At 62.5% G+C, this 20,395-nt stretch carries 22 protein-coding genes; 15 read left to right on the forward strand and 7 right to left on the reverse strand.

Features of this window, described 5'->3' with window-relative positions:
* The first annotated feature begins 112 nt into the window (after nt 1-112).
* The 9 genes from rarD (at nt 113) to DD235_RS11095 (ending at nt 8,084) form a co-directional block, all read left to right on the forward strand.
* The gene (rarD, locus tag DD235_RS11055; protein ID WP_109062136.1) at nt 113-1,012 is read left to right on the forward strand and encodes an EamA family transporter RarD; all 900 of its coding nucleotides are present in this window, start codon (nt 113-115) and stop codon (nt 1,010-1,012) included.
* A gap of 10 nt (nt 1,013-1,022) precedes the next feature.
* On the forward strand, nt 1,023-1,781 hold the full coding sequence (locus DD235_RS11060) for a 4'-phosphopantetheinyl transferase family protein (RefSeq protein ID WP_109062137.1): 759 nt from the start codon (nt 1,023-1,025) through the stop codon (nt 1,779-1,781).
* A 10-nt stretch (nt 1,782-1,791) separates the two neighbouring features.
* Complete coding sequence (locus tag DD235_RS11065; RefSeq protein ID WP_109062138.1) at nt 1,792-2,235, forward strand: DUF6386 family protein; 444 nt, start codon at nt 1,792-1,794, stop codon at nt 2,233-2,235.
* Between the two features lie 457 nt (nt 2,236-2,692).
* Nucleotides 2,693-3,496, forward strand: coding sequence for an IclR family transcriptional regulator (locus tag DD235_RS11070; protein ID WP_109062139.1), 804 nt, complete (start codon nt 2,693-2,695; stop codon nt 3,494-3,496).
* Nucleotides 3,497-3,548: 52 nt separating this feature from the next.
* On the forward strand, nt 3,549-4,487 hold the full coding sequence (locus DD235_RS11075) for a dihydrodipicolinate synthase family protein (RefSeq protein WP_109062140.1): 939 nt from the start codon (nt 3,549-3,551) through the stop codon (nt 4,485-4,487).
* 90 nt (nt 4,488-4,577) lie between these two features.
* Complete coding sequence (locus DD235_RS11080) at nt 4,578-5,402, forward strand: ABC transporter ATP-binding protein (protein WP_109062141.1); 825 nt, start codon at nt 4,578-4,580, stop codon at nt 5,400-5,402.
* Nucleotides 5,399-6,229 (forward strand): ABC transporter permease, encoded by an 831-nt coding sequence (locus DD235_RS11085; protein WP_109062142.1) that lies wholly within the window; start codon nt 5,399-5,401, stop codon nt 6,227-6,229. The genes DD235_RS11080 and DD235_RS11085 overlap by 4 nt, the downstream gene beginning before the upstream one ends.
* 83 nt (nt 6,230-6,312) lie before the next feature.
* Nucleotides 6,313-7,392 (forward strand): ABC transporter substrate-binding protein, encoded by a 1,080-nt coding sequence (locus DD235_RS11090; RefSeq protein WP_109062143.1) that lies wholly within the window; start codon nt 6,313-6,315, stop codon nt 7,390-7,392.
* Entirely contained in the window at nt 7,389-8,084 is a 696-nt protein-coding gene (locus DD235_RS11095; RefSeq protein WP_109062144.1) for an SDR family NAD(P)-dependent oxidoreductase, read from the forward strand. Before DD235_RS11090 ends, DD235_RS11095 begins: the two co-directional genes overlap by 4 nt.
* Nucleotides 8,085-8,090: 6 nt before the next feature.
* Here the strand turns inward: DD235_RS11095 and DD235_RS11100 are convergent, their stop codons facing one another.
* A complete protein-coding gene (locus DD235_RS11100; RefSeq protein ID WP_109062289.1) occupies nt 8,091-8,393 on the reverse strand; it encodes an ArsR/SmtB family transcription factor in 303 nt (100 codons plus the stop codon).
* A 139-nt stretch (nt 8,394-8,532) separates the two neighbouring features.
* On the opposite strand from DD235_RS11100, the gene DD235_RS11105 reads away from it, so the two are divergent.
* Complete coding sequence (locus DD235_RS11105) at nt 8,533-9,624, forward strand: NADH:flavin oxidoreductase/NADH oxidase (protein WP_109062145.1); 1,092 nt, start codon at nt 8,533-8,535, stop codon at nt 9,622-9,624.
* Nucleotides 9,625-9,670: 46 nt separating this feature from the next.
* On the opposite strand, the gene DD235_RS11110 is transcribed toward DD235_RS11105, so the two are convergent.
* Together DD235_RS11110 and DD235_RS11115 are read right to left on the reverse strand one after the other, a co-directional pair.
* Nucleotides 9,671-10,558, reverse strand: coding sequence for an EamA family transporter (locus DD235_RS11110; RefSeq protein ID WP_109062146.1), 888 nt, complete (start codon nt 10,556-10,558; stop codon nt 9,671-9,673).
* Nucleotides 10,555-11,187: a LysE family translocator gene (locus tag DD235_RS11115; protein WP_109062290.1), complete on the reverse strand. Its 633-nt coding sequence runs from the start codon at nt 11,185-11,187 to the stop codon at nt 10,555-10,557. Before DD235_RS11115 ends, DD235_RS11110 begins: the two co-directional genes overlap by 4 nt.
* Nucleotides 11,188-11,312: 125 nt before the next feature.
* Between DD235_RS11115 and DD235_RS11120 the strand changes: the two genes are divergently transcribed.
* The 3 genes from DD235_RS11120 to DD235_RS11130 all read left to right on the forward strand — a co-directional run bounded on the left by DD235_RS11120 (nt 11,313) and on the right by DD235_RS11130 (nt 14,721).
* Nucleotides 11,313-11,885: an LOG family protein gene (locus DD235_RS11120; protein ID WP_109062147.1), complete on the forward strand. Its 573-nt coding sequence runs from the start codon at nt 11,313-11,315 to the stop codon at nt 11,883-11,885.
* 156 nt (nt 11,886-12,041) lie between these two features.
* Nucleotides 12,042-13,970 carry a DUF294 nucleotidyltransferase-like domain-containing protein gene (locus DD235_RS11125; protein WP_109062148.1) on the forward strand — a complete coding sequence of 643 codons (1,929 nt, stop codon included), beginning with the start codon at nt 12,042-12,044 and terminating at the stop codon, nt 13,968-13,970.
* Nucleotides 13,971-13,983: 13 nt separating this feature from the next.
* Nucleotides 13,984-14,721, forward strand: coding sequence for a 3'-5' exonuclease (locus DD235_RS11130; RefSeq protein WP_162300471.1), 738 nt, complete (start codon nt 13,984-13,986; stop codon nt 14,719-14,721).
* Between the two features lie 91 nt (nt 14,722-14,812).
* Here DD235_RS11130 and DD235_RS11135 read toward each other — a convergent pair whose 3' ends face one another.
* On the reverse strand, nt 14,813-16,015 hold the full coding sequence (locus DD235_RS11135) for an MFS transporter (RefSeq protein WP_109062150.1): 1,203 nt from the start codon (nt 16,013-16,015) through the stop codon (nt 14,813-14,815).
* 131 nt (nt 16,016-16,146) lie between these two features.
* Nucleotides 16,147-16,455, reverse strand: a complete 309-nt coding sequence (locus tag DD235_RS11140) for an Rdx family protein (RefSeq protein WP_109062151.1) — start codon at nt 16,453-16,455, stop codon at nt 16,147-16,149.
* Between the two features lie 174 nt (nt 16,456-16,629).
* Here DD235_RS11140 and DD235_RS11145 point away from each other — a divergent pair, with 174 nt between their 5' ends.
* Complete coding sequence (locus DD235_RS11145) at nt 16,630-16,959, forward strand: YegP family protein (protein ID WP_109062291.1); 330 nt, start codon at nt 16,630-16,632, stop codon at nt 16,957-16,959.
* Between the two features lie 18 nt (nt 16,960-16,977).
* On the opposite strand, the gene DD235_RS11150 is transcribed toward DD235_RS11145, so the two are convergent.
* Nucleotides 16,978-18,567, reverse strand: coding sequence for a methyl-accepting chemotaxis protein (locus tag DD235_RS11150; protein ID WP_109062152.1), 1,590 nt, complete (start codon nt 18,565-18,567; stop codon nt 16,978-16,980).
* A gap of 158 nt (nt 18,568-18,725) precedes the next feature.
* On the reverse strand, nt 18,726-19,658 hold the full coding sequence (locus tag DD235_RS11155; protein WP_109062153.1) for a DMT family transporter: 933 nt from the start codon (nt 19,656-19,658) through the stop codon (nt 18,726-18,728).
* Between the two features lie 147 nt (nt 19,659-19,805).
* On the opposite strand from DD235_RS11155, the gene bfr reads away from it, so the two are divergent.
* A complete protein-coding gene (gene bfr / locus DD235_RS11160) occupies nt 19,806-20,270 on the forward strand; it encodes a bacterioferritin (RefSeq protein ID WP_109062154.1) in 465 nt (154 codons plus the stop codon).
* Nucleotides 20,271-20,395: the final 125 nt, after the last annotated feature.

Genomic DNA, 20,395 nt, shown 5'->3' on the forward strand with positions numbered 1-20,395 from the left:
TATGGGACTGTGACTGTTTTCGTATGCGAACGCTGCTTTCAGCCTGTCTCAAGTGGGAGACAGTTACACTTATGTCTTTCCCGTCCCTTCTTTCCTGACTCGATCAATCGCCATGTCTGTCATCGACCCACGCCGTGGGTATCTGCTCGGCCTGACCGCCTATGTACTGTGGGGCCTGTTTCCGCTGTATTTCAAGCTGCTGCAGACGATTCCCGCCATTGAAATCGTTGCCCAGCGGGTACTGTGGTCGGCTTTGCTGGGACTGGTTCTGTTGCAGTTCTGGAAGCATCCCTGTTGGTGGCGGGAGTTGCTGGCGCAGCCCCGCATGCTGGTTGCGCTGGCGTTGTGTGGTACGTTGTTGGCCGCCAACTGGTTGATCTATGTCTGGGCGGTCAATGATGGCCGCATGGTCGAGGCCAGCCTGGGCTATTACATCAGTCCGCTCATCAATGTCCTGCTGGGGCTGGTTGTGTTGCGCGAACGACTGCGGCGGCTGCAATGGCTGGCCGTGGCGCTGGCGGCATTGGGGGTGCTGCAGCAGATCTGGCAGGTAGATGGCGTGCCCTGGGTTGCCCTGTCGCTGGCCGGTTGTTTTGGTGTGTACGGACTGATTCACAAGCAGACCTCGGTTGCGGTGTTGCCGGGGCTGGTCGTGGAAACCTGGTTGCTGTTGCCGGTGGCGCTGGGCTGGCTGTGGCTGCATCCTTCGGCCGCTACGCTGGTGCCGGACTTCTGGCAGACCGGCACGGCCTGGCTGCTGGCGGCATCGGGGGCCGTGACACTGGTGCCGCTGATGTGTTTCAACATGGCCGCTCGGCACCTGCCTTACGCCACGCTGGGTTTTCTGCAGTACATTGCGCCCACCCTGGTGCTGCTGCTGGCGGTGTGGTTCTATGACGAACCCTTCGATCCGGCGCAACTGGCGGCATTTTCCTGCATCTGGGCAGGTCTCTTGGTCTATAGCGTCGATACCTGGCTGAACCTGCGGCGTACACACCAGCGGTCGGGCTGAGACGGTTGGCATGGCGATGCGCATCACCTTGTTGCGTTGTCTAGAGTTGCGGGTCCAGGTGGGATTGCTGGCCTGGGCTGACCTGGACGAGGCGATCATCGATATGGCATGGCGACATCTGCCTGCGGAAGATGTCGCCGTCATCCGGCGCTACAGGCATGAGGCAGATCGTTTGCGCAGTCTGGGGGCCAGAGTCGCGCTGGCCTGGATGTGGGCGCAACAGGGCGGCCTAGAGGGTCCGTCGGTGAGGGTTGCGCACGCCCGAGCGGGGGGGCGTTCGGTCACTGACGGCAATCCTGCCTGGCCAATGCTGTCGCGATTGCGCAAGGACCCGCATGGCCGGCCATGGCTGGATGCACAGGGTAGCAATGGCATGCCTTCAATCGGTTTCAGCCACGCCGGGGCCTGGTCAGTTTGTGCGGTGTCCCTCACTGGGGGACGTATCGGCGTCGATATCGAACAGCAGCCGGCAGATCCGGCTGGAATGGACAGCATCTTTTCGGCCGATGAGCATGGACGCTTGCGTACGGCTGCCTCTGCCGGTGTGGCTGCAAACAGGGCGCTGCTGAAGGGGTGGACCATCAAGGAAGCAGCGCTCAAGGCCGTGGGAAGGGGATTTCTTGCGGCCCCGCAGGCATGGCAGATCGGCCCGGAATGGCCTGCGATGGAGGAGGGGATGGGTACGATTCAGGGGCCACAGGATTCGGCCCGCTGGTGCCATCTGGAAAGCCCCTCAGGCTATGTATTGACGGTTGCCCGTTTGGATTGAGACAGGCGTCATGGATATTTCCTTCAATATTTTCACGGATACCGCGACACTGGTCGTGTTTGATCTGGCCTCGCTGCGGCATCGTCTGTCCGATACGCCTGACTGGTGGAGCCTGCCCGAGGATGAACTGGATGAGATCAACCAGGGAAATGCTGTCTTCCTGAATCTGGGTCAGGATGGCGTGTATGTCGTTGAAATTGTCGATAACCTGCTTGATTATTCGGGATCTGTCTATGTTCGGGTGCCTTCCGGCCGAATTTTTGTGGGCGCAGGCGAGGATGTCACAGGTGGGGATCTGGAGCCGGATAACACGGCTGCCGTGTCCGGCCGTCTGATCGAGATGGCTCCTGGGTCGTATGCCGTGCGTTTCAGGCGGGACGGTGATGTCATTTCATTGTCTTTCGTGGTGTCTGGCGAATTCAGAAATCATCTCGAGGGGCCTGTCAGGCTGTAGAACGGGTTGATTTCGGGCCCTTAAGCCGCCGGCCCCTGACATCGAAAAATGTGGTTTTGGGCAGAAGGCGGTGCCAGTCATCTATCTCATTTGGCGGGCCTTGCAATCCAGAAAAGTGCAGCCAGGGCAGGCGCATGGCAGTGGGGACACATTGGGGTGCGCCGCATCAGTCGCAAATGGGCGGGGGCCGTCAGCGGGATGTGTCTGAACGGAGCGCAGCGCAGTGAGTTCATCCCGCTGCCCGCCTGTTTGCGACTGATGCGGGCAGTCCGGTGCCGTTCAGGCATCCGGACCGCGTCCCAGGTGTCCCCACTGCCATGCGCCTGCCCTGGCGTATTTCTGAAATTGACACCCCCTATCGCAAACCCTGATAGACACGAAAAAGTCCGTTGTCGTTCAATAAGCTCATGATTTTAAAAATAAAAGTTCGCAATCCGAATTTTCAGGGTGGACGGCAATGGCAGATATTTCAAACAGCAAAAACACCATACAGTCCCTGGCCAAGGGATTCAGGGTGCTGGAGTCCTTCTCGGCGCAGGAGCCGCAGCTCACCATGGCCCAGGTGGCCCGGGCTGCGGGTGTCGACAACGCCACGGCTTTTCGTTTTCTCAATACCCTGGTCGATCTGGGCTATGTGCAGCGCGTACCGAATACCCGCTTGTTCGAGCTTTCGACCAAGGTCCTGAACCTGGGTTTCAACGCCATCGCGCATGCCGACCTGCGCACGCTGGCCCGCCCCGTGTTGCGGAAACTGGTAGGGCAGACCAATGAGGCCGCCTCGATCGGCGTGCTGGAAAATGCCGAGATTATCTATGCCGAACGGATCCAGGCCGGACTGACCCGGCTGGGCGTGGATATCCGGATCGGCAGCCGGGTGCCGGTTCATTCGACCGCCATTGGCCACGCCATCCTGTCCAGCCTGCCCGAGAGCGAGCAGCGTGCCATTCTCGATGCCCGGCCACGTCAGAAACTGACCGAGAAAACGCTGGTCGACATCGAGGCCTTGCTGGCACGGCTGCAGCAGGTACGGCAGCGTGGCTATGCACTGTCCGATCAGGAAACCGTGTCGGGCCTCTATGTGATCGCTGCACCGATTCTCGATGCCGATGGCATTCCGCTGGCGGCCCTGAGTGTGGCGGCACCTGCGCTGAACACCACCTTGCCCCAATTCGAACAATTGGCTGCGCCTTCTGTCATGGAAGCAGCACAGTCCCTGTCACACGCCCTGCAGGCCACGGGCGGCGTGATTTCACCCAGGTAGGTTTCGTGCCGGCGTGCCGGCATATTTTTCATAAAAACATCAGGAGACAGACATGCAGGACATCAATTTCCACAGTGTGATCCCGGCCATTGCCGTGCCGTTCGATGACAATCTGGCCATCGACCGTGATGAGCTGGCCCGCTTTTCGCGCTGGCTGGCCGGCCAGCCGGGGATCGGCGCACTGATGACCAACGGGCATACCGGCGAAGTGTTTTCCTTGACGCCGCTGGAGCGCGCCGAAGTGACGCGCATCACGGCCGAGGCAGTGCGAGGTATCTGCCCGGTGATTTCTTCGATTGTCTGCGAGGGCATACGCGAAGCGGTCGAGCAGGCCCGCATGGCCAAGGAGGCCGGGGCCGATGCACTCGACATCATGCCGCCACACCACTGGTTGCGTTTCGGTTTCAAACCCGAGCACTGCCTGGAGTATTTCACGGCCATCGGTGATGCCACTGGCCTGCCGCTGATCGTGCATGTCTATCCGGCCTGGACGCGGGCTTCGTTCTCCAGCGAACTGCTGGCCGAGCTGGCGCGCCTGCCTGCGGTGCGCGCCTTCAAGATCGGCACCCGGGAAATGAACAAATATGCCCGCGACCTGGCGGCGATCCGCGCTGCCGATCCTTCAAAGGCGTTGCTGACCTGCCATGATGAATATCTGCTGGCATCGATGGTGCAGGACATTGACGGGGCGCTGGTCGGTTTTGCCTCGCTGGTGCCGGGCCTGATTCATGACCTGCTGCAGGCTGTTCGTGCCGGTGACCTGGCGCGTGCCATCGAGATCCAGGGGCTGATCACGCCGCTCAAGGATGCGGTCTACGGGGCAGGAGAGCCGACCGGCGAAGCCCATGGCCGCATGAAGGCAGCCATGGCGCGTGCCGGCATCATTCGCAGTGCGGCGGTGCGTCCGCCGACCCAGGGGCCCAGCGATGCCGAGTTGCGTGCCATCGAGGCCGCGCTGGAGCATGCCGGCCTGCTGCCAGTGGCAGCCTGATTCCAAGCTGCCGCCACGTCCCACTGCGCCAGCAAGAGCCAGGGGGCGCAACCGGCGGCCTATCCATGCTTCAGCGACAAGGAGACACACATGCTGATTGCGGAAGAAGATCACGAGGTGCACGCCGGCGCGGCGGTGGCAGACAGGGAATGCCTGATCTCGCTGCGCGGCCTGGGCAAGACATACATTACCCCGACAGGGCAGGTACGGGCACTGGACGGGCTGGACCTGGACATTGCCGATGGCGAGTTCGTCAGCATTGTCGGGCCATCCGGCTGCGGCAAGAGCACGCTGCTGCGGATGTTGGCCGGACTGGACCCGTACGAAGAAGGCGAGATGCGGATGCAGGGGCATCCCATCCAGGGACCTTCGCGGGATGTGGGGGTCGTTTTCCAGGCTGCCAACCTGCTGCCCTGGCTGACGGTTCGGCAGAATGTCGAGTTGCCTCTGAGGGTCGGTGGGCGTCATGCCAACGATGGTCCCAGCGTGGATACTCTGCTCGACATGACCGGGCTGGGGGATTTCGGCCAGCGCTATCCCTATGAACTGTCGGGCGGCATGCAGCAGCGTGCCGGGATATGCCGGGCCCTGGCCCGCAATCCGCGCACCCTGTTGATGGACGAGCCGTTCGGCGCGCTCGACGCTCTGACGCGCGAACGCATGAATCTTGAGTTGCAGCGGATCTGGCAGACCAATGGCAAGACGGTGATCCTGATCACCCACAGCATTGCCGAAGCGATTTTCCTGGCAGACCGGGTCATTGTCATGTCGCCCCGGCCAGGCCGCATCCTGCGCGACCTGCATGTGGACATTCCGCGTCCGCGCACGTTCGACACCATTATCGGGCATCCCGAGTATGCGCGGCTATCGCGTGAGATCCGGGGCCTGCTCAATGCACGGGGAGACATAGAATGAGTACGCATGCAGTGACCATGCCGGCCATGCAGCAGCCGGCGCGCCGTATCCGATCGCGCTATCGGGACACCTGGATCACGCTGGCCGGACTGGTGGTGATCTTGTCGGTCTGGACGCTCAGTGTGCGTCTGTTCGATGTGCCGACCTATATCCTGCCGGCACCCGAAGCGGTCTGGCAGGCCCTGTGGTCCGGGCTGGCCGTGTCACCGACCAGTCCGATCGGCTATTACCTGCCCCTGTGGAGTACCTTCAGCAACGCCGCGCTGGGTTTCATGATCGGCACGGGCCTGGCCCTGGTGCTGGGATCGCTGATGGCCGAGAGCCGAACCATCGAAAAGCTGCTGATGCCCTATGCCTTCGCCTTGCAGAGCCTGCCCAAGGTGGCGATTGCCCCGCTGATCGTGATCTGGCTGGGGTTTGGCGATGGTTCCAAGATCGCCATTGCGGCGCTGCTGTCGTTTTTTCCGGTACTGATCAACAGCTTCACGGGGTTGCGCGCCATTGAGCCTGAGCGGGTGGATCTGATGCGGTCGCTGTCAGCCACGCGCTTCGAAACCTACCGCATTGTCAAGCTGCCCAATGCCGCGCCGTATATCTTTGCCGGACTCGACATGGCGGTGGTCTATGCCCTGCTCGGGACCATCGTGGCCGAGTTTCTGGGCGCGCAAAGCGGCATGGGCGTGGTGATTACGCAGGCCCAGGCCGTGACCGACGTGGCCGGTGTCTTTGCGGCGCTGGTGATTCTGGGGGCCATGGGGATCTGCCTGCATGCGCTGGTGCGCAGGCTGGAAAAACGGCTGATCCACTGGACCGACCGGGGGCGCTAGCGCTGCCTGGACAGGCCCGGCAACGGGTGATGGCAAGACCTCATGACAAGGCCGAATAGGCAGGCCACACAAAGGAGCGAGACATGAAACAGATCGACAGAAGGACATTTCTGGGGGCGGGTGCCAGCCTGGCAGCCTGGTCCATGTTGCCGGGTTTGGGCATGGCGCAGCAGGGAAGCAGCCTGCGGCAGGTGCGACTGGGCGTGGGGCTCAAGGCCATGAGCCCGATCGTGATCAACCTGGTGATCGGGGAAATCCTCGGCTACAACGCGGCCGAGGGCTTCACGCTGAATACGCTGGCGCTGGGCACCAATGCCAATGTGCAGGTCGCGGTGGACCGGGGCGAGGTCGATTTCGGCGTGGGCGTGCCCTCGTTCGGCCTGCCGGTGCTGGCCCAGGGGGACTGGAAGCTGGCCCGTAATTTCTATCAGTACACCTACCCGTACAAGTGGGACATTGCCGTGCTGCCGGATTCGCCCGTGCAATCCTATGCGGATCTGAAAGGGCTGCGTATCGGCGTGTCGGATTTCGGTGCTACGGACTATCCGGTCACGCGCAATGTGTTGCGCCTGCAGGGGCTGGACCCTGATGGCGATCTGCAATGGATCGCAGTCGGCAATGGCGTACCGGCAGGGGTGGCGTTGCGGCGGCAGGCGGTGGATGCCCTGGCCTATTTCGATACCGGCTTCGGGCAGATCGAGGCGGCGGGTCTGCCGTTCCGGTTGCTGCCCCGACCGGACAATCTGCCGCTGGTGGGCGGCCAGTTCCTGCAGACGCGTGTCAGTACGCTCGACAGTCATCCGCAGTGGGCCGTGGGCCTGGGGCGCTCGGTCAGCAAGGCGTCGACCTTCATCCTCGAAAATCCGCGTGCCGGGGCGCTGGCTTTCCTGCGCATGTATCCGGAAACCGCGCCGCGCGGTGCCAGCCAGGATGCTGCCGTGGAGGCCGTGCTGCAGGCCATCTCGCGTCGCATCAAGCTGTACCGTCCGCCTTATCCCGATGTGTCGATGGGCTATATCGAGGTGTCGGAATTCCGGACCGAAGCCGAGATGACGGGCCTGCAGATCGCGGATTATGCGCCTTTCTATACCAATGACCTGATCGGGCAGATCGATGATTATGACCATGAGGCGATCCGTACCCAGGCGAGGAACTACACATGAGCGTCGGCCGGCAGGAAGACCGCCATGCCCTGGTGACCGGGGCGGCTTCCGGCATCGGGCTGGAGATCACGCGGCGTCTCGTGACGCAGGGCTGGCGCGTGACGGGTCTGGATCGACAGCCGGTGGCCTGCCCGGGAGTCGATTGCCGGGCGGTCGATCTGTCTGATGAGGCTGCACTGTCGGCTGAATTGGCGACCCTTGTGCAGGTGGATGCGGTGGTACATGCGGCAGGCTTCATGGCAGCCGCGCCACTTGGCAGCCTGGATTCGGAGGTGGGAAGGCGGCTGTGGCAGGTGCATGTGCAGGCAGCCGCCTTGCTGGTGGATGTGCTGGCCGGTCGCCTGCCGGATGTGACCGGACGGGTCGTGCTGATTGGCAGCCGTACGGCTGCCGGGATGGCCGGACGCAGCCAGTATGCGGCCTGCAAGGCAGCGCTGGTCGGTCTGGCCCGGTCATGGGCGGCAGAGTTGGCACCGCGTGGCGTGACGGTCAATATCGTGGCACCCGGGGCGACGCGCACGCCCATGCTGGACGACCCGTCTCGTCACGGCTGCATGCCGGTGCTGCCGCCCATGGGGCGCTATGTCGAACCATCGGAGGTGGCCGCAGCGGTGTGTTTTCTGCTGAGCAGCGAGGCGGGATCGATCACCGGGCAGCAACTGGTGCTGTGTGGAGGCGGTTCTCTGGCGTAAGGCGAGTCAGCGAGGCGTACCCAGTATGGCCGCCATCAGGCCAGGCCAGCGTGCATCGAGTTCGGCCCGGCGCAGCGAGTTGATGTGGGTGGTGCCGGCGTGGTGGGTGCAGACCAGACCGGCATCACGCAGCACGCGAAAGTGGTGCGACATGCTGGATTTGGGGCGGCCGCCGTCCAGCTCGCTGCAGGTAGCTGCCGTGGTGGCGGCCAGGGTACGCACGATGTCGAGGCGCACGGGATCGCTGAGCGCGTGGAACAGGCGCTCCAGGGTCAGGTCTTCGACGGCAGGATGTTTGAAGGGACGCATGATTCGAATCATACCCATGAATCATGATTTTGTTTTATTATTCGAATATTCTCGAATTATAGAATATGCCCGGCTCCACAGGCGAGCCGATGCTGTCCTCAACGATCCATGCCGGATCAGCCGTCAGGAGAACCTGTTCATGTCATCCCTGTTTCAGCCCTTTTCCCTTAAAGATGTGACGCTGCGCAACCGCATTGTCGTGCCGCCCATGTGCCAGTATCAGGCCCGGGATGGCGTAGCCAACGACTGGCACCAGGTCCACTATGCCGGTCTGGCGCGTGGCGGTGCCAGCCTGGTGATCGTCGAGGCGACCGGCGTCGCCCCCGAGGGGCGTATTTCTCCCGCCTGCCTGGGGCTCTGGAACGATACCCAGGCTGAAGCGCTGGTGCCCATCGTGCAGGCCATCGAGAAGGCCGGTTCCGTGCCGGGCATCCAGATCGGCCATGCCGGCCGCAAGGCCAGCGCCAACGTGCCATGGGAAGGCGATGACCATATTGCGGCGGATGATCCGCGTGGCTGGGAACCGATCTCGCCGTCTGCACTGGCCTTTGGTGCCAATCTGCCGCGCGTACCGCGTGAGATGACGCTCGACGACATCGCCCGGGTCAAGGCCGATTTCGTGGCGGCGGCGCAGCGGGCGCGCGATGCGGGTTTCCGCTGGCTGGAGCTGCACTTTGCGCACGGCTATCTGGGACAGAGCTTTTTCTCCGATCATGCCAATCAGCGCACTGACGCCTACGGTGGCAGTTTCGAAAACCGCATCCGTTTCCTGCTCGAAACGCTGGCCGCCGTGCGCGAAGTCTGGCCCGAGAATCTGCCGCTGACGGCGCGTTTCGGCGTGCTTGAGTATGACGGTCGTGATGAGGAAACGCTGGTCGAATCCATCGAACTGGCGCGTCGCTTCAAGGCTGGTGGCCTGGACCTGCTGAGCGTGAGCGTTGGCTTTTCGACCACGCAGGCCAGCATTCCCTGGGGCGAGCCGGCTTTCCTGGGCCCGATTGCGCAACGGGTGCGCAGCGAGGCATCCCTGCCGGTGTCGGTGGCCTGGAATATGGGACAGCCTTCGGTTGCCGCACAGGTGCTGGCAGCAGATCAGGCCGATCTGGTACAGATCGGCAAGGGGCATCTGGCAGATCCACACTGGACCTATGCTGCAGCCAAGACGCTGGGCGAGGCCCATCCGTCGCAGTGGCTGCCGCCGTCGTACGAATACTGGCTGCGCCGTTATTGATCTTGCGCTGTCCGGCAGGTGCCTTGGGAGGTGCTTGCCGTGCAGATCAGGACGGTTGCTGGGCGGCCGCGGCCACCGGTGGCCGTGCCTGGATCGTGCAGATGCTGCCGACCGAGGCCAGGATGGTGCAGCCGATGGCCAGCCACTGGATGGCGGACAGGTGTTCGCCCAGCACCATCAGGCCCAGCAGTGCCGCCACGGCAGGTTCCATGCTGATCATGATGCCGAAGGCTTCGCGTGGCAGGCGCTTGAGGGCGACCATTTCGAGCGACATCGGGATGGTGCTCGAAACCAGCGCAATGCCCATGCCGAAGAACAGCAGTTTCCAGTCGAGCAGGGCCGTGCCGGCATGGATGATGCCGACCGGCAGCGCCACCATCGAGGCGACCACCAGGCCCAGCGAGACGATATGCCCCGAGTGCAGGTGGCTGGCACGCTTGCCGTAGATGATGTAGAGCGCCCAGCACAGGGCAGCCCCCATGGCGTACAGCACGCCCACGGGGTCGAGGGAACCGGCACGTGCGCCCAGCGGCAGGATCAGTCCCAGCCCGAGGGTGGCCAGACCCAGCCACAGGAAATCGATGCGGCGGCGCGATGACAGCAGCGCCACGCCCAGCGGTCCGCTGAACTCGATGGCCACGGCAATGCCGAACGGGATGGTGCGCAGTGCCATGTAGAACATCAGGTTCATGACGCCCAGTGCCGCGCCGTACTGGATGATGGCGCGTGCATCCTTGCGGCTCAGTGGCCAGCGCCAGGGGCGCCAGAGCAGCAGCAGGATCAGCGCCGAGAAGCCGACCCGCAGGGCGGTCGTGCCCTGAGCCCCGATAATGGGGAACAGTTGCTTGGCAAACGAAGTGCCGAGGCCCAGCGCCGTGACCGAGCCGAGGACTGCCAGGAAGGGCAGGGCGCGTTGGAACAGGGAGGCGTTCACGCTGTACTCCGGGTGGCCGTGACCAGCCTGATCGCCAGTCCAAGGAACAGCAGGCCGGTGAGCCGGTTGAGCACGATCTGGATGCGTGGTGAGCGGGCCAGTACATGGCCCAGCGAACCGGCCAGCAGGGCGATGAGGCTGAACACCAGCAGTGAGCAGAGGATGAAGACACCCCCCAGCAGCAGTAACTGCGGCGCAAGCGGACCGCGTGCCGGATCGGCAAATTGTGGCAGGAATGCCAGGAAGAAGATCGACACCTTGGGATTGGTCACGTTCATGATGATCCCGCGCAAGTACAGACGGTGCATCGGTACCGCCGGTGCCTGGGCCTGGAGTGTCGAGGCACCCGCTCGCCAGGCCTGCCAGGCGAGCCAGGACAGATAGCCGGCTCCGGCGATCTTGAGCACGGAAAAGGCCAGCGCCGATGTCTTGAAGACCACGGCCAGCCCCAGCGCTACGGCACAGGTATGGACCAGCAGGCCGGTACACAGTCCCAGTACGATGATCAGCCCGGCACGGCTGCCGCGCAGCGTGGCCTGGGACAGGACGAACAGATTGTCAGGGCCGGGGGCCAGTCCGAGCAGAATCGACGCCATCGAGAAGGCGGCCAGGGTATCGAGCGGGAGCATGTCGGGCATGAAGGAAAGAAGCGCACGCCGACGGCCGGCATGCGCATCTGTCCATTGTGCCAGAACGGTGCATGACTTTGGATGGATGGGCATACAATCGTTGCTTTGCTGACAGGGAGCCAGGCGTGCGGTTGTGTATTTTTTCGGGATCTAATGCGGGTGCCCGGCCCGCGTACCGGGAGCAGGCTGCGCTGCTCGGCACGGCACTGGCACGTGCCGGCATCGGGCTGGTCTATGGCGGGGCGTCCGTGGGTCTGATGGCGGCGGCAGCCAATGCGGCGCTGGCCGAGGGCGGCGAGGTGATCGGGGTGATTCCGCAGTCGCTGATCGACAAGGAAATTGCCCATACCGGTCTGAAAGACCTGCGCGTGGTTGGCTCCATGCATGAGCGCAAGGCGCTGATGGCAGAGCTGGCGGATGGCTTCATTGCCCTGCCGGGTGGCTGCGGCACGCTGGAAGAATTGTTCGAAGTCTGGACCTGGAGTCAGCTCGGGCATCATGACAAACCCTGCTCGCTGCTCAACATCGAGGGTTTCTACGACAGCCTGCTGGCCTTTCTGGACCATGCCGCCAGCGAGGCCTTCATGCAGCCCCAGCATCGCAGCATGCTGATCGTCGAGCGCGATATTGATGCGCTGCTGGCCGCAATCCGCAGCTATCAGCCTCCGCACGTCACCAAATGGATCAATAAAGGCTGATTTTGTTGTTGCCAGCGGCACGCTCCGAGGCGGTATGATGGGCTAGACCGTATCCATGGCGTGCATCAGCCTGCTGTCTTGCGCGCAATGGACCGGGTTGCCATCAAAAAACAGGGCTGACCGATACCGGATCGGCCTGAACAGGAGACAGCCGTCATGGGGCAGCACGCCGATCATGCCGGGCGGACTGCAGTCGCGCAGAATGTCCAGGGCATCATGCAGTTCCTGCAGCAACATCCGCCGTTCGATCAGATGGAGCAGTCGCATCTGCTGGCACTGGTCGAGCACGCCAGTCTGGGTTTTCATGCGGCCGGTTCGGTCATTGCCTGCCCAGCTGATGGTGTGGCAAAACGCTGGTTTCTGATCCGGCAGGGACTGGTGGAAGGCGTGCGCGAAACCAGGGATGTCAGCCCTGGCACTGACGGTTTCCAACTGGGGCAGGGTGACGGCTTTCCTGTGGCGGCCCTACTGGGTGAGCGACCCACCCGTACGACATACCGCGCTGTGGTCGATACTTTCTGTCTGCAGCTCGATATGGAGATATACCTTCGGCTGCTGGATATGTCCGAGCCTTTTCGGGCATTTGCCATGCAGGGGGCGAGCAGTCTTTTCGGCCATCTGCATCAGCAGGTACAGATGCAGGCCAGTGCGCACCTTGGTGCACAGTATTCGCTTGATACCCCGCTCTCGGTGCTCATGGCTCGCGAACCGGTGGCCTGCACGCCCGATACACCGTTGCATGAAGCGGTGCAATTGATGCATGAACGTCAGGTGGGCAGCATTGCGCTGGTCGATGCTTCGCAGCACCCGGTTGGCATCTTTACCCTGCGTGACCTGCGTCGGGTCGTGGCTTCAGCGGAGTTGCCCCTGTCCCGGCCCATGGATCAGTTCATGACGCCTGATCCGATTTGCCTGCCTCCCGTGGCAACCGCTTTCGACGCGGCATTGCTGATGACCCGACATCATATTGCGCATATCTGCGTGGTTGAGGCCGGACGTCTGGTGGGGGTCATTTCCGAGCGTGACCTGTTTGCCCTGCAACGTGTTGATCTGGTACATCTGGCGCGAGCCATCAGCCAGGCCGACAGCGTGGATACGCTGGTGGAGCTGCGTCCGCAGATGACACGACTGGTCAATGGCATGCTGGCGCATGGCGCAGATTCGGAGCAGGTGACGCGTGTCGTCACGCAATTGAATGATCACACGACAACGAGAGTGATCGAACTGATGCTGGCCATGCATGGCGATCCTGGCATCGCGTTCAGCTGGTTGGTGTTTGGTAGTGAAGGACGGGGTGAGCAGACGCTGCTGACGGACCAGGACAATGGCATGCTGTTCGAAGCCGAAGGGGCCGCTGCGGCCGAGGCAGCGCGTGCCCGGCTGTTGCCGCTGGCGAACGCCATCAACCAGGCGCTGGATCGCTGCGGGCTGACCCTGTGCAAGGGCAATATCATGGCCGGCAACCCTGACTTGTGCCTGTCCCAGCAGGAATGGTTGCAGCGGTTTGCGCGCATCATACGGACGCCCGAGCCGGAGAATGTTCTGAAGGCGACGATTTTTTTCGATCTCAAGCGTCTTTGGGGGGCGGACAATGGTTTCAATCAATTGGTAGATGCGCTGCTGAATATGGTGGCCGACAGTCCGGCCTTTCAGTGGACGATGGCACAGACCGCCTTGAGACATCGCCCGCCGACCGGCATGATGCGGGCGTTCCTTGGACAGACGCTCGGTTTTGGGGAGACGGTTCTGAATCTCAAGACCGAAGGGTTGACTCCCTTTGTCGACAGTGCGCGCATTCTTGCATTGGCACAAGGTATCAGGGAGGCCTCTACGCTGGCGCGCCTGCGTTTATTGGCGGAACGAGGGGTGATCGAGCGTCGCAATGCCGAGGCCTATGTCAAAGCCTATAGTTATCTGCAATTGCTGAGGATGCGGCAGCACCAGCAGCAGGCCCTGGCAGGAGAACCCCTGGACAACCGTCTGGATCCGGCGCGCCTGGATGTGCTGGATCGTCGCATTCTGCGTGAGTCCTTGCGGCAGGCTCGGCATATTCAGGCGTTGCTGGCATTCAGATACAGGCAGTGAGCACAGGAGGCGCATGATGCGATGGTTGTCCGAACTGTTGGGGCGCAGCAAGCCTGCGACAGCGAGTGTCGTTGATCCTGTGCAGCAGGCGCGGCTGGCGGCCTTACCGGCACTTGTGCAGGCTGCGGATACCGATCTGATGCAACAGCCCTTGCTGGTGCTGGACCTTGAAACCAATGGACTGGATGTCCGGCGGGACCGGGTGCTGTCGATCGGTGCCGTGCGTATCGAGGGCGGACGGATTCCACTGGCGAAGACGTTCGAACGCGTACTGTGTGTGGACATTGAATTGCGTCCCGACAGTCAGCTGATCCATGGCCTGACGCAGGCGGATCTGGCGGCCGGTGTGGCACCAGCCGGGGCGATTCTGGATTTGCTCGAGTATGGTGCGGATGCCGTCTGGCTGGCCTATCATGCCGAGTTCGACCGCCGTATGCTGGCACGCTGCACGCAAGAGGCGCTTGGGCTGGCGCTGGTTCATGCACCCTACGATGTCGCGGAACTGGCCCCCATGTTGTGTCCTGAGATGGCTGTGCCCCGAGCGGGCCTGGATCACTGGATCCAGGCGCTGAATCTGCCGATGCCGGCACGCCACCATGCCGTGGCGGATGCCATGGTGACTGCGGAGATCATGCTGGTGTTGCTGCAGCGTGCCAGGGCGGCAGGGATGCAGACCTGGCGTGATCTCGACATGGCTCTGGCGCAGTGGAGACGACGGCAGGCACAAGCAGGCAAAGCTGTATTCTGTTGACCTGGCGAGTTGTAGATACAGTGCATGAGCCGTGAGCCGTGAGCCGTGAGCCGTGTGGTGTGTGGTGTGTGGCCGAGCGGCTGTGGAGGCTTTATGTGTTCGAGGGGCCGACTGGCAGCAGCTCTTTCCAGCCTACCAGCAGTGCGAGCAATGACAGCGTCAGGCCCGCGCAGGTAATGCCTGTCCATCCGTAGTGCTGGAACAGGCTGGCAGCCGTGATGGATCCCAATGCGCCGCCGGTGAAATAGCACGTCATATAGCCGGAATTGAGGCGGTTGCGGACTTCGGGGCGCAGCTTGAAAATGGCACTCTGGTTGGAGACATGCAGGAGTTGCAGTGCAAAGTCCAGGATCAGGATGCCCGCAATCAGTGCGATCAGCGAAGCCGGCGCAAAGGCCAGCACCAACCACGAACCCAGCATGCCACCCAGTCCCAGCATGGCTGCCAAACGGGAACGGCCCCGGTCGGCCAGGCGACCGGCCAGTGATGCGGCCAGCGCACCAAACGCCCCGGCCAGACCGAACAGACCGATGACGGCATCCGAATAATCATAGGGCGGTGCCGACAGCAGGAAGGCCAACGGTGTCCAGAACAGGCTGAAATTGGCGAAAACCAGAAAACCCATCAGAGAACGCTTGCGCAGCAAGGGCTCTTCGGCGAACAGCCTGAGAGCCGAGCGCAGTAACTGACCATAGTGCAGGCCGGCATTCTGCTGGTAACGCGGCAGGCTGCGCGCCAGCGCCAGCGCGGTGATCAGCATCAGTGCAGCAGCCAGCAGATAGACAGTACGCCAGTCGGCAATCGACGAAATGGCTCCGGCCACCGTGCGCGCCAGCAGGATACCCAGCAGCAGGCCGCTCATCAGCGTGCCGACGGCACGGCCGCGCTGCTCGGGCGCGGACAGTGTGGCCGCCAGCGGCACCATGATCTGTGCCGCCACGGAAAACAGACCTGTCATGGCCGTTCCCAGCAGCAGCCAGGGCAGGCCGGTTGCCAGGCCGCTGATCACCAGCCCCACGCCCGACAGCAGGATCATGCCGACGATCAACCGACGCTGCTCCAGCAGGTCGCCCAGCGGCAGCAGCAGGAACAGACCCAGGCCGTAGCCAAGCTGTGCCGCCGTGACGATGGTGCCGGCGTCGGTCAGCGACAGACCGAACTGGTCCGCGATGGTCTGCAGCAGCGGCTGCGCATAGTAGTTGCTGGCCACGGCTACACCGGTGGCAACGGACATCAGCAGAATCAGCGCCTGGCCCAGTGGAGGCTGGCGGGTCGGGGAAGACGGGGATGACATGGGAAGGGATACCACGATGTGGGCCCTGCATTGTAGTGGTGCCCACCTGAAATGAAGATGAAAGCGGGCCTGGTGTGGTGTGCAATGCCATAGGTATGAACAGCCTGGTCCTGGGCGCTGTGCCGGAGCGGTCAGGCCGTACCGGCGGGCGTGTGGGCGCGGTCGATGTGCCCCAGGTCGCGTGCCGGGTCGAGCCGGTCGCGCACGCGTTGCTTCAGGATCTTGGCATCGGGAAAGCCACCGTCGATCTTGCGATCCCAGATCAGCACGTCATCGTAGCGGACCTGGAAAATACCGCCGGTACCCGGGACGAGCGTGACGCCGGCCAGGTCGGTAGCAAAGGTCGACAGCAGTTCCTGCGCCATCCAGCCGGCACGCAGCAGCCACTGGCACTGAGTGCAGTATGTGATCGAGATGTGCGGAGCGGGATGCGATTCCATGAGTCCGGGGCGGCTTTGCATTTGTTGTCGTACCGACAGGCACACTAGGGGCGCACGGCGGCGATTTCTGGATATTATTGATCGTACCGCGCACGGCTGCAATGGATGCGATGCGGGTGCGGTATGAATGGCATGTTTGTCTGTGTATCCCATCTACCCTCGGAGGGCGAATCCATGGCGGGCTATTTTGTACTGAAAAGCAGCGGCGATCATTTCATGTTCAACCTGAAAGCCGGCAACCACGAAACCATCCTGACCAGCCAGCGCTACAAGAGCAAGGCGGCAGCGCAGGGCGGTATTGCCTCGGTGCAGAAAAATGCTGCCGACGATGCCCGCTACGACCGCCTTGTTGCCAAGGATGGCTCGCCTTATTTCACGCTCAAGGCGGCCAATGGCGAGGTGATCGGGCAAAGCGAAATGTATTCGGGAACGGCGGCACGCGACAAGGGTATTGCTTCGGTCAAGGCCAACGGCGCGACCACGGACATTCGCGACGAGGCCTGAGCCTGGGGACTATCGCTTTCATTTTCGGTTGTCAGGCCGGGTATCTCCGGCCTGTTCCGCCGACGGACGGACCGACAGGTAACCGATCCGGAACCCGCCCCAGTGTTTGCCTTCTACATAGATCGGGACCGACAGGTCATGCATGACCTCGCCGGTATCGCGCTTGTACGTCTGCAGCAGGAATGGTCGGGTATGTGCGCCACAGCGGCTGCCGGTGCGGTCCTGAAACAGCCGCTTGGTGCGGTTGTTGACCAGGTCGGTTGCATAGTCACCGCTCAGGGGCTGTGAATAGCGCCGGTTGTGGGTCGGGAAGTAACCCTGGTCGTCCACGGCACCGGCATAGCTGATTTCAGGCATGGCTGACAGGATGGGTTCCTGGACGGACGGCAGGACCTGATCGGTGAAACTGTCGAAGCGGGTCCGGTATTTGGGTGGACGGGTATCGGGTATGGGCTGGTATTGCCGGTCGAACAGGGCTTCGCGTGAGATCTGCCCCGAGGCAATCGCCTGCTCGAACAGCTTGCCAACCGCGTGCGCGGCATCGGCAGCGATACGGCGGATGACATCATGGCGGGTCTGTACGCCGCTCAGTGCAATCATCTCGAATAACTGTTCAGCCCGTTCGGCCAGTCGCATGGCCGAGTCCGTGGCGTGCGGCAGCGAGGCGTCGGTGCCCTGCATGCGATCGTGTACATCATCGATGGCCGTGGTGATGGCCGATGCCGTGCCGACATGCTCCCGGCTGGCGGCTGCAATGGTGTCGATTTCGCTGCCCGAGATACTGGCGTGTTCGTCGATGGCGGCCAGCAGGGCATGGACCTGCACGATCTGCTGTGCGGCCTGTTCGACAGAGCCGCTGAGGGCCGACATGTCGCGCACGGCCTGCTCGGCCTCTTCGTTGATGGTGCCCAGCATGCCGCCGATCCGTTCCGTTTCCTGCTGGGTACGTTGTGCCAGCCGGCGCACTTCGGTCGCCACCACGGCAAAGCCTGCACCATGCGCGCCGGCCCGGGCTGCCTCGATGGCGGCATTGAGCGCAAGCAGATTGGTGCTGGCGGCAATTTCGTCAATGGCGGCCGTGATGCCATGGATGCCCTGGGCGCGTTCCTGGAGGTTGCGCAGGCTGCGTGCGGCTGTTTCTGTATCCTGACGGGCAGCCTTGATGTGTGCCAGTCCCTGGTCAGCAGTCTGGCGGCCCTGCGCACTGTTGTCGCGTACTTCGCGAGCCAGTTGGGCGGCCCGTTCGATGCCGACGGCAATCTGGTCGGATGCGGTGGCACTCTGGCGGGACTGGTCTGCGATCCGGTCTGCAGCCTCGATATCCTGATCGACCTTCTGCTTGATGGTGTCGATGAAGTGTGAGGTTTCAGCTGCCCCGATCATGATCTGATCGATCGCGGGGCCGGTCTGTTGCAGCCATGACTCGCTGCCCTGGCGGCGGCGCAGCAGGTGCCATGCCGGTAGCGACAGGACGGCACCTATCGCCGCAGCCAGCCACGGTGGCAGGTCGGGCACATAGGTGGTGAGGGCGGCAGAAGTCAGTGCTGCAAGCAACAGGGCTGCCGCCAAGGCACCTGCGGTACGCAGCTTGGGTGGATATGCCCGCATTGTCTCCTCCTGGCGGGTGGCGAAACTTATTGTCTTTTTGGACTGATTTTGTCTGATTGTATCGTTCGAGTGAGACTTTTTGAGGCTCTTAGACCAAGGGATAAGGAGCGCTTGCTTGCCCGGGCCGGTGGGCATGGAAAAGCAGGGGCAGATGCACCCTACGCCTTGTGACGCCACTCCCAGAATGCAATCGCGATTCCGCTGCCGCAGATCATGGCAATGCCCAGCCAGGTGGTGGTGTCCGGAAACTGACGCCAGACCAGCCATCCCGTCAAGGTGGCGCTGACGATCTGCAGATAGGTATAAGGTGCCAGCATGGAAGCCGGGGCGTGGCGGTAAGCGGCAATCTGGAGCAGATGGCCCAGCGCACCACTGAGCCCGGTCGACAGCATGACCAGCCACACCGCGGGTGGCAAGGTTGCCAGTTCGGCCTGCAGCCGGCCCAGACCATAGAAGGGCAGAAGCAGCGACAGCAGGCAGGTGCCGACCATGCCGCTCCAGACCAGCGAGGTCAGTGGGTGATCGCGGGCAATACCGCGTGTGGCGATGAACTGGCCTGCCAGCAGACAGGCCGCCAGCAGCGCGAACAGGACGCCGATCGGATGTAGTCCTCCGCTCGGGCGCACGATGACGAGCACGCCCAGAAACGCCACGCCGGCAGCGACCCAGCGCGACAGCCGGGGGCGTTCGCCGAGCAGCCAGGGGGCGGCGCACAGCACCAGCAACGGTGCCAGGAAAGCGATGGCGGTGAACTGTGCCTGGGGCAGGTACGAGAGTGCCATGAAGACACAGAGCGTTGCTCCCAGCATGAGCACGCCGCGCAGGACCTGACGGTGCGGTACGGTGCTGCGGAACAGGGACCGGCCCCGCGTCGGCATGAAAATGCCGACGACCAGCACGAGATGCATGGCATACCGGAACCAGGCGACCAGCAGCAGTGGGCCGCCTTCGCCCATGGTCCATTTGCTGCTGGCATCCAGACAGGAAAGAACCACCGAGGACAGGGCCAGTAGACCTACGCCGAGCAACGCAGAAGGGCCGCTCTCGCCGGATCGCGAGGCGGCAACGTCGCGGGCGTTGGCGCGGAACATGGGATTCTCCTGAGACAGAGGGCGAGTTATAGCATGGGTGTAAGAATCAGGCGCAATAACCATCGACATGGCAGGTATAGGCAGTGCCATACCCCTGTGTCATACTGCCGCCATCATCAAATATTGCCCAACAGAGAGGGTGCGATCATGCAAGGAAACCCCGAAGTCATCGACTATTTCACCAAGCTGCTGCGTGGCGAACTGGCTGCACGCGACCAGTATTTCATCCATTCGCGTACCTACGCACATCTGGGGTTTACCAAACTCTACGATCGCATCAACCATGAAATGGAAGAGGAAACCCAGCACGCCGACGCGTTGCTGGAGCGCATTCTGTTCCTCGACGGCAAGCCTGATATGCGTCCTTCCGAGTTCACGCCGGGTGTCGATGTCCCCGACATGCTGCGCAAGGATCTGGCGCTGGAGTACGAAGTGCGCGCCGCACTGCGCAAGGGCGTCGACATTTGCGAACGTGCCGGCGACTATGTCAGCCGCGACGTGCTGGTCGCGCAGCTCAAGGATACCGAAGAGGACCATGCCTACTGGCTTGAGAAGCAACTGGGCCTGATCGAGAAAATGGGCCTGGAAAACTACCTGCAGTCCCAGGTCTGATTTCCCGAGCGTGCCGCCAGGCGCGGCACTCGCTGTCAGAAGGGCGCGCTTTTTGAATGGACCCCCGAAGGTTGGATACCGATCCAACCTTCGGGGGTTTTTATATTCAGATATGCCGCTCCAGG

It is taken from the genome of Corticimicrobacter populi (assembly GCF_003123725.1).
Classification (GTDB): domain Bacteria; phylum Pseudomonadota; class Gammaproteobacteria; order Burkholderiales; family Burkholderiaceae_B; genus Corticimicrobacter; species Corticimicrobacter populi.

Coding starts and splice junctions, on each gene's coding strand:
- DD235_RS11085 (WP_109062142.1), top strand. CDS start 5,399: ATGAGTACGCATGCAGTGACCATGCCGGCCATGCAGCAGCCGGCGCGC.
- bfr (WP_109062154.1), top strand. CDS start 19,806: ATGCAAGGAAACCCCGAAGTCATCGACTATTTCACCAAGCTGCTGCGT.
- DD235_RS11125 (WP_109062148.1), top strand. CDS start 12,042: ATGGGGCAGCACGCCGATCATGCCGGGCGGACTGCAGTCGCGCAGAAT.
- DD235_RS11060 (WP_109062137.1), top strand. CDS start 1,023: ATGGCGATGCGCATCACCTTGTTGCGTTGTCTAGAGTTGCGGGTCCAG.
- DD235_RS11070 (WP_109062139.1), top strand. CDS start 2,693: ATGGCAGATATTTCAAACAGCAAAAACACCATACAGTCCCTGGCCAAG.
- DD235_RS11155 (WP_109062153.1), bottom strand. CDS start 19,658: ATGTTCCGCGCCAACGCCCGCGACGTTGCCGCCTCGCGATCCGGCGAG.
- DD235_RS11115 (WP_109062290.1), bottom strand. CDS start 11,187: ATGCTCCCGCTCGATACCCTGGCCGCCTTCTCGATGGCGTCGATTCTG.
- DD235_RS11090 (WP_109062143.1), top strand. CDS start 6,313: ATGAAACAGATCGACAGAAGGACATTTCTGGGGGCGGGTGCCAGCCTG.
- DD235_RS11135 (WP_109062150.1), bottom strand. CDS start 16,015: ATGTCATCCCCGTCTTCCCCGACCCGCCAGCCTCCACTGGGCCAGGCG.
- DD235_RS11065 (WP_109062138.1), top strand. CDS start 1,792: ATGGATATTTCCTTCAATATTTTCACGGATACCGCGACACTGGTCGTG.
- DD235_RS11095 (WP_109062144.1), top strand. CDS start 7,389: ATGAGCGTCGGCCGGCAGGAAGACCGCCATGCCCTGGTGACCGGGGCG.
- DD235_RS11150 (WP_109062152.1), bottom strand. CDS start 18,567: ATGCGGGCATATCCACCCAAGCTGCGTACCGCAGGTGCCTTGGCGGCA.
- DD235_RS11130 (WP_162300471.1), top strand. CDS start 13,984: ATGATGCGATGGTTGTCCGAACTGTTGGGGCGCAGCAAGCCTGCGACA.
- rarD (WP_109062136.1), top strand. CDS start 113: ATGTCTGTCATCGACCCACGCCGTGGGTATCTGCTCGGCCTGACCGCC.
- DD235_RS11080 (WP_109062141.1), top strand. CDS start 4,578: ATGCTGATTGCGGAAGAAGATCACGAGGTGCACGCCGGCGCGGCGGTG.
- DD235_RS11075 (WP_109062140.1), top strand. CDS start 3,549: ATGCAGGACATCAATTTCCACAGTGTGATCCCGGCCATTGCCGTGCCG.
- DD235_RS11140 (WP_109062151.1), bottom strand. CDS start 16,455: ATGGAATCGCATCCCGCTCCGCACATCTCGATCACATACTGCACTCAG.
- DD235_RS11105 (WP_109062145.1), top strand. CDS start 8,533: ATGTCATCCCTGTTTCAGCCCTTTTCCCTTAAAGATGTGACGCTGCGC.
- DD235_RS11145 (WP_109062291.1), top strand. CDS start 16,630: ATGGCGGGCTATTTTGTACTGAAAAGCAGCGGCGATCATTTCATGTTC.
- DD235_RS11100 (WP_109062289.1), bottom strand. CDS start 8,393: ATGCGTCCCTTCAAACATCCTGCCGTCGAAGACCTGACCCTGGAGCGC.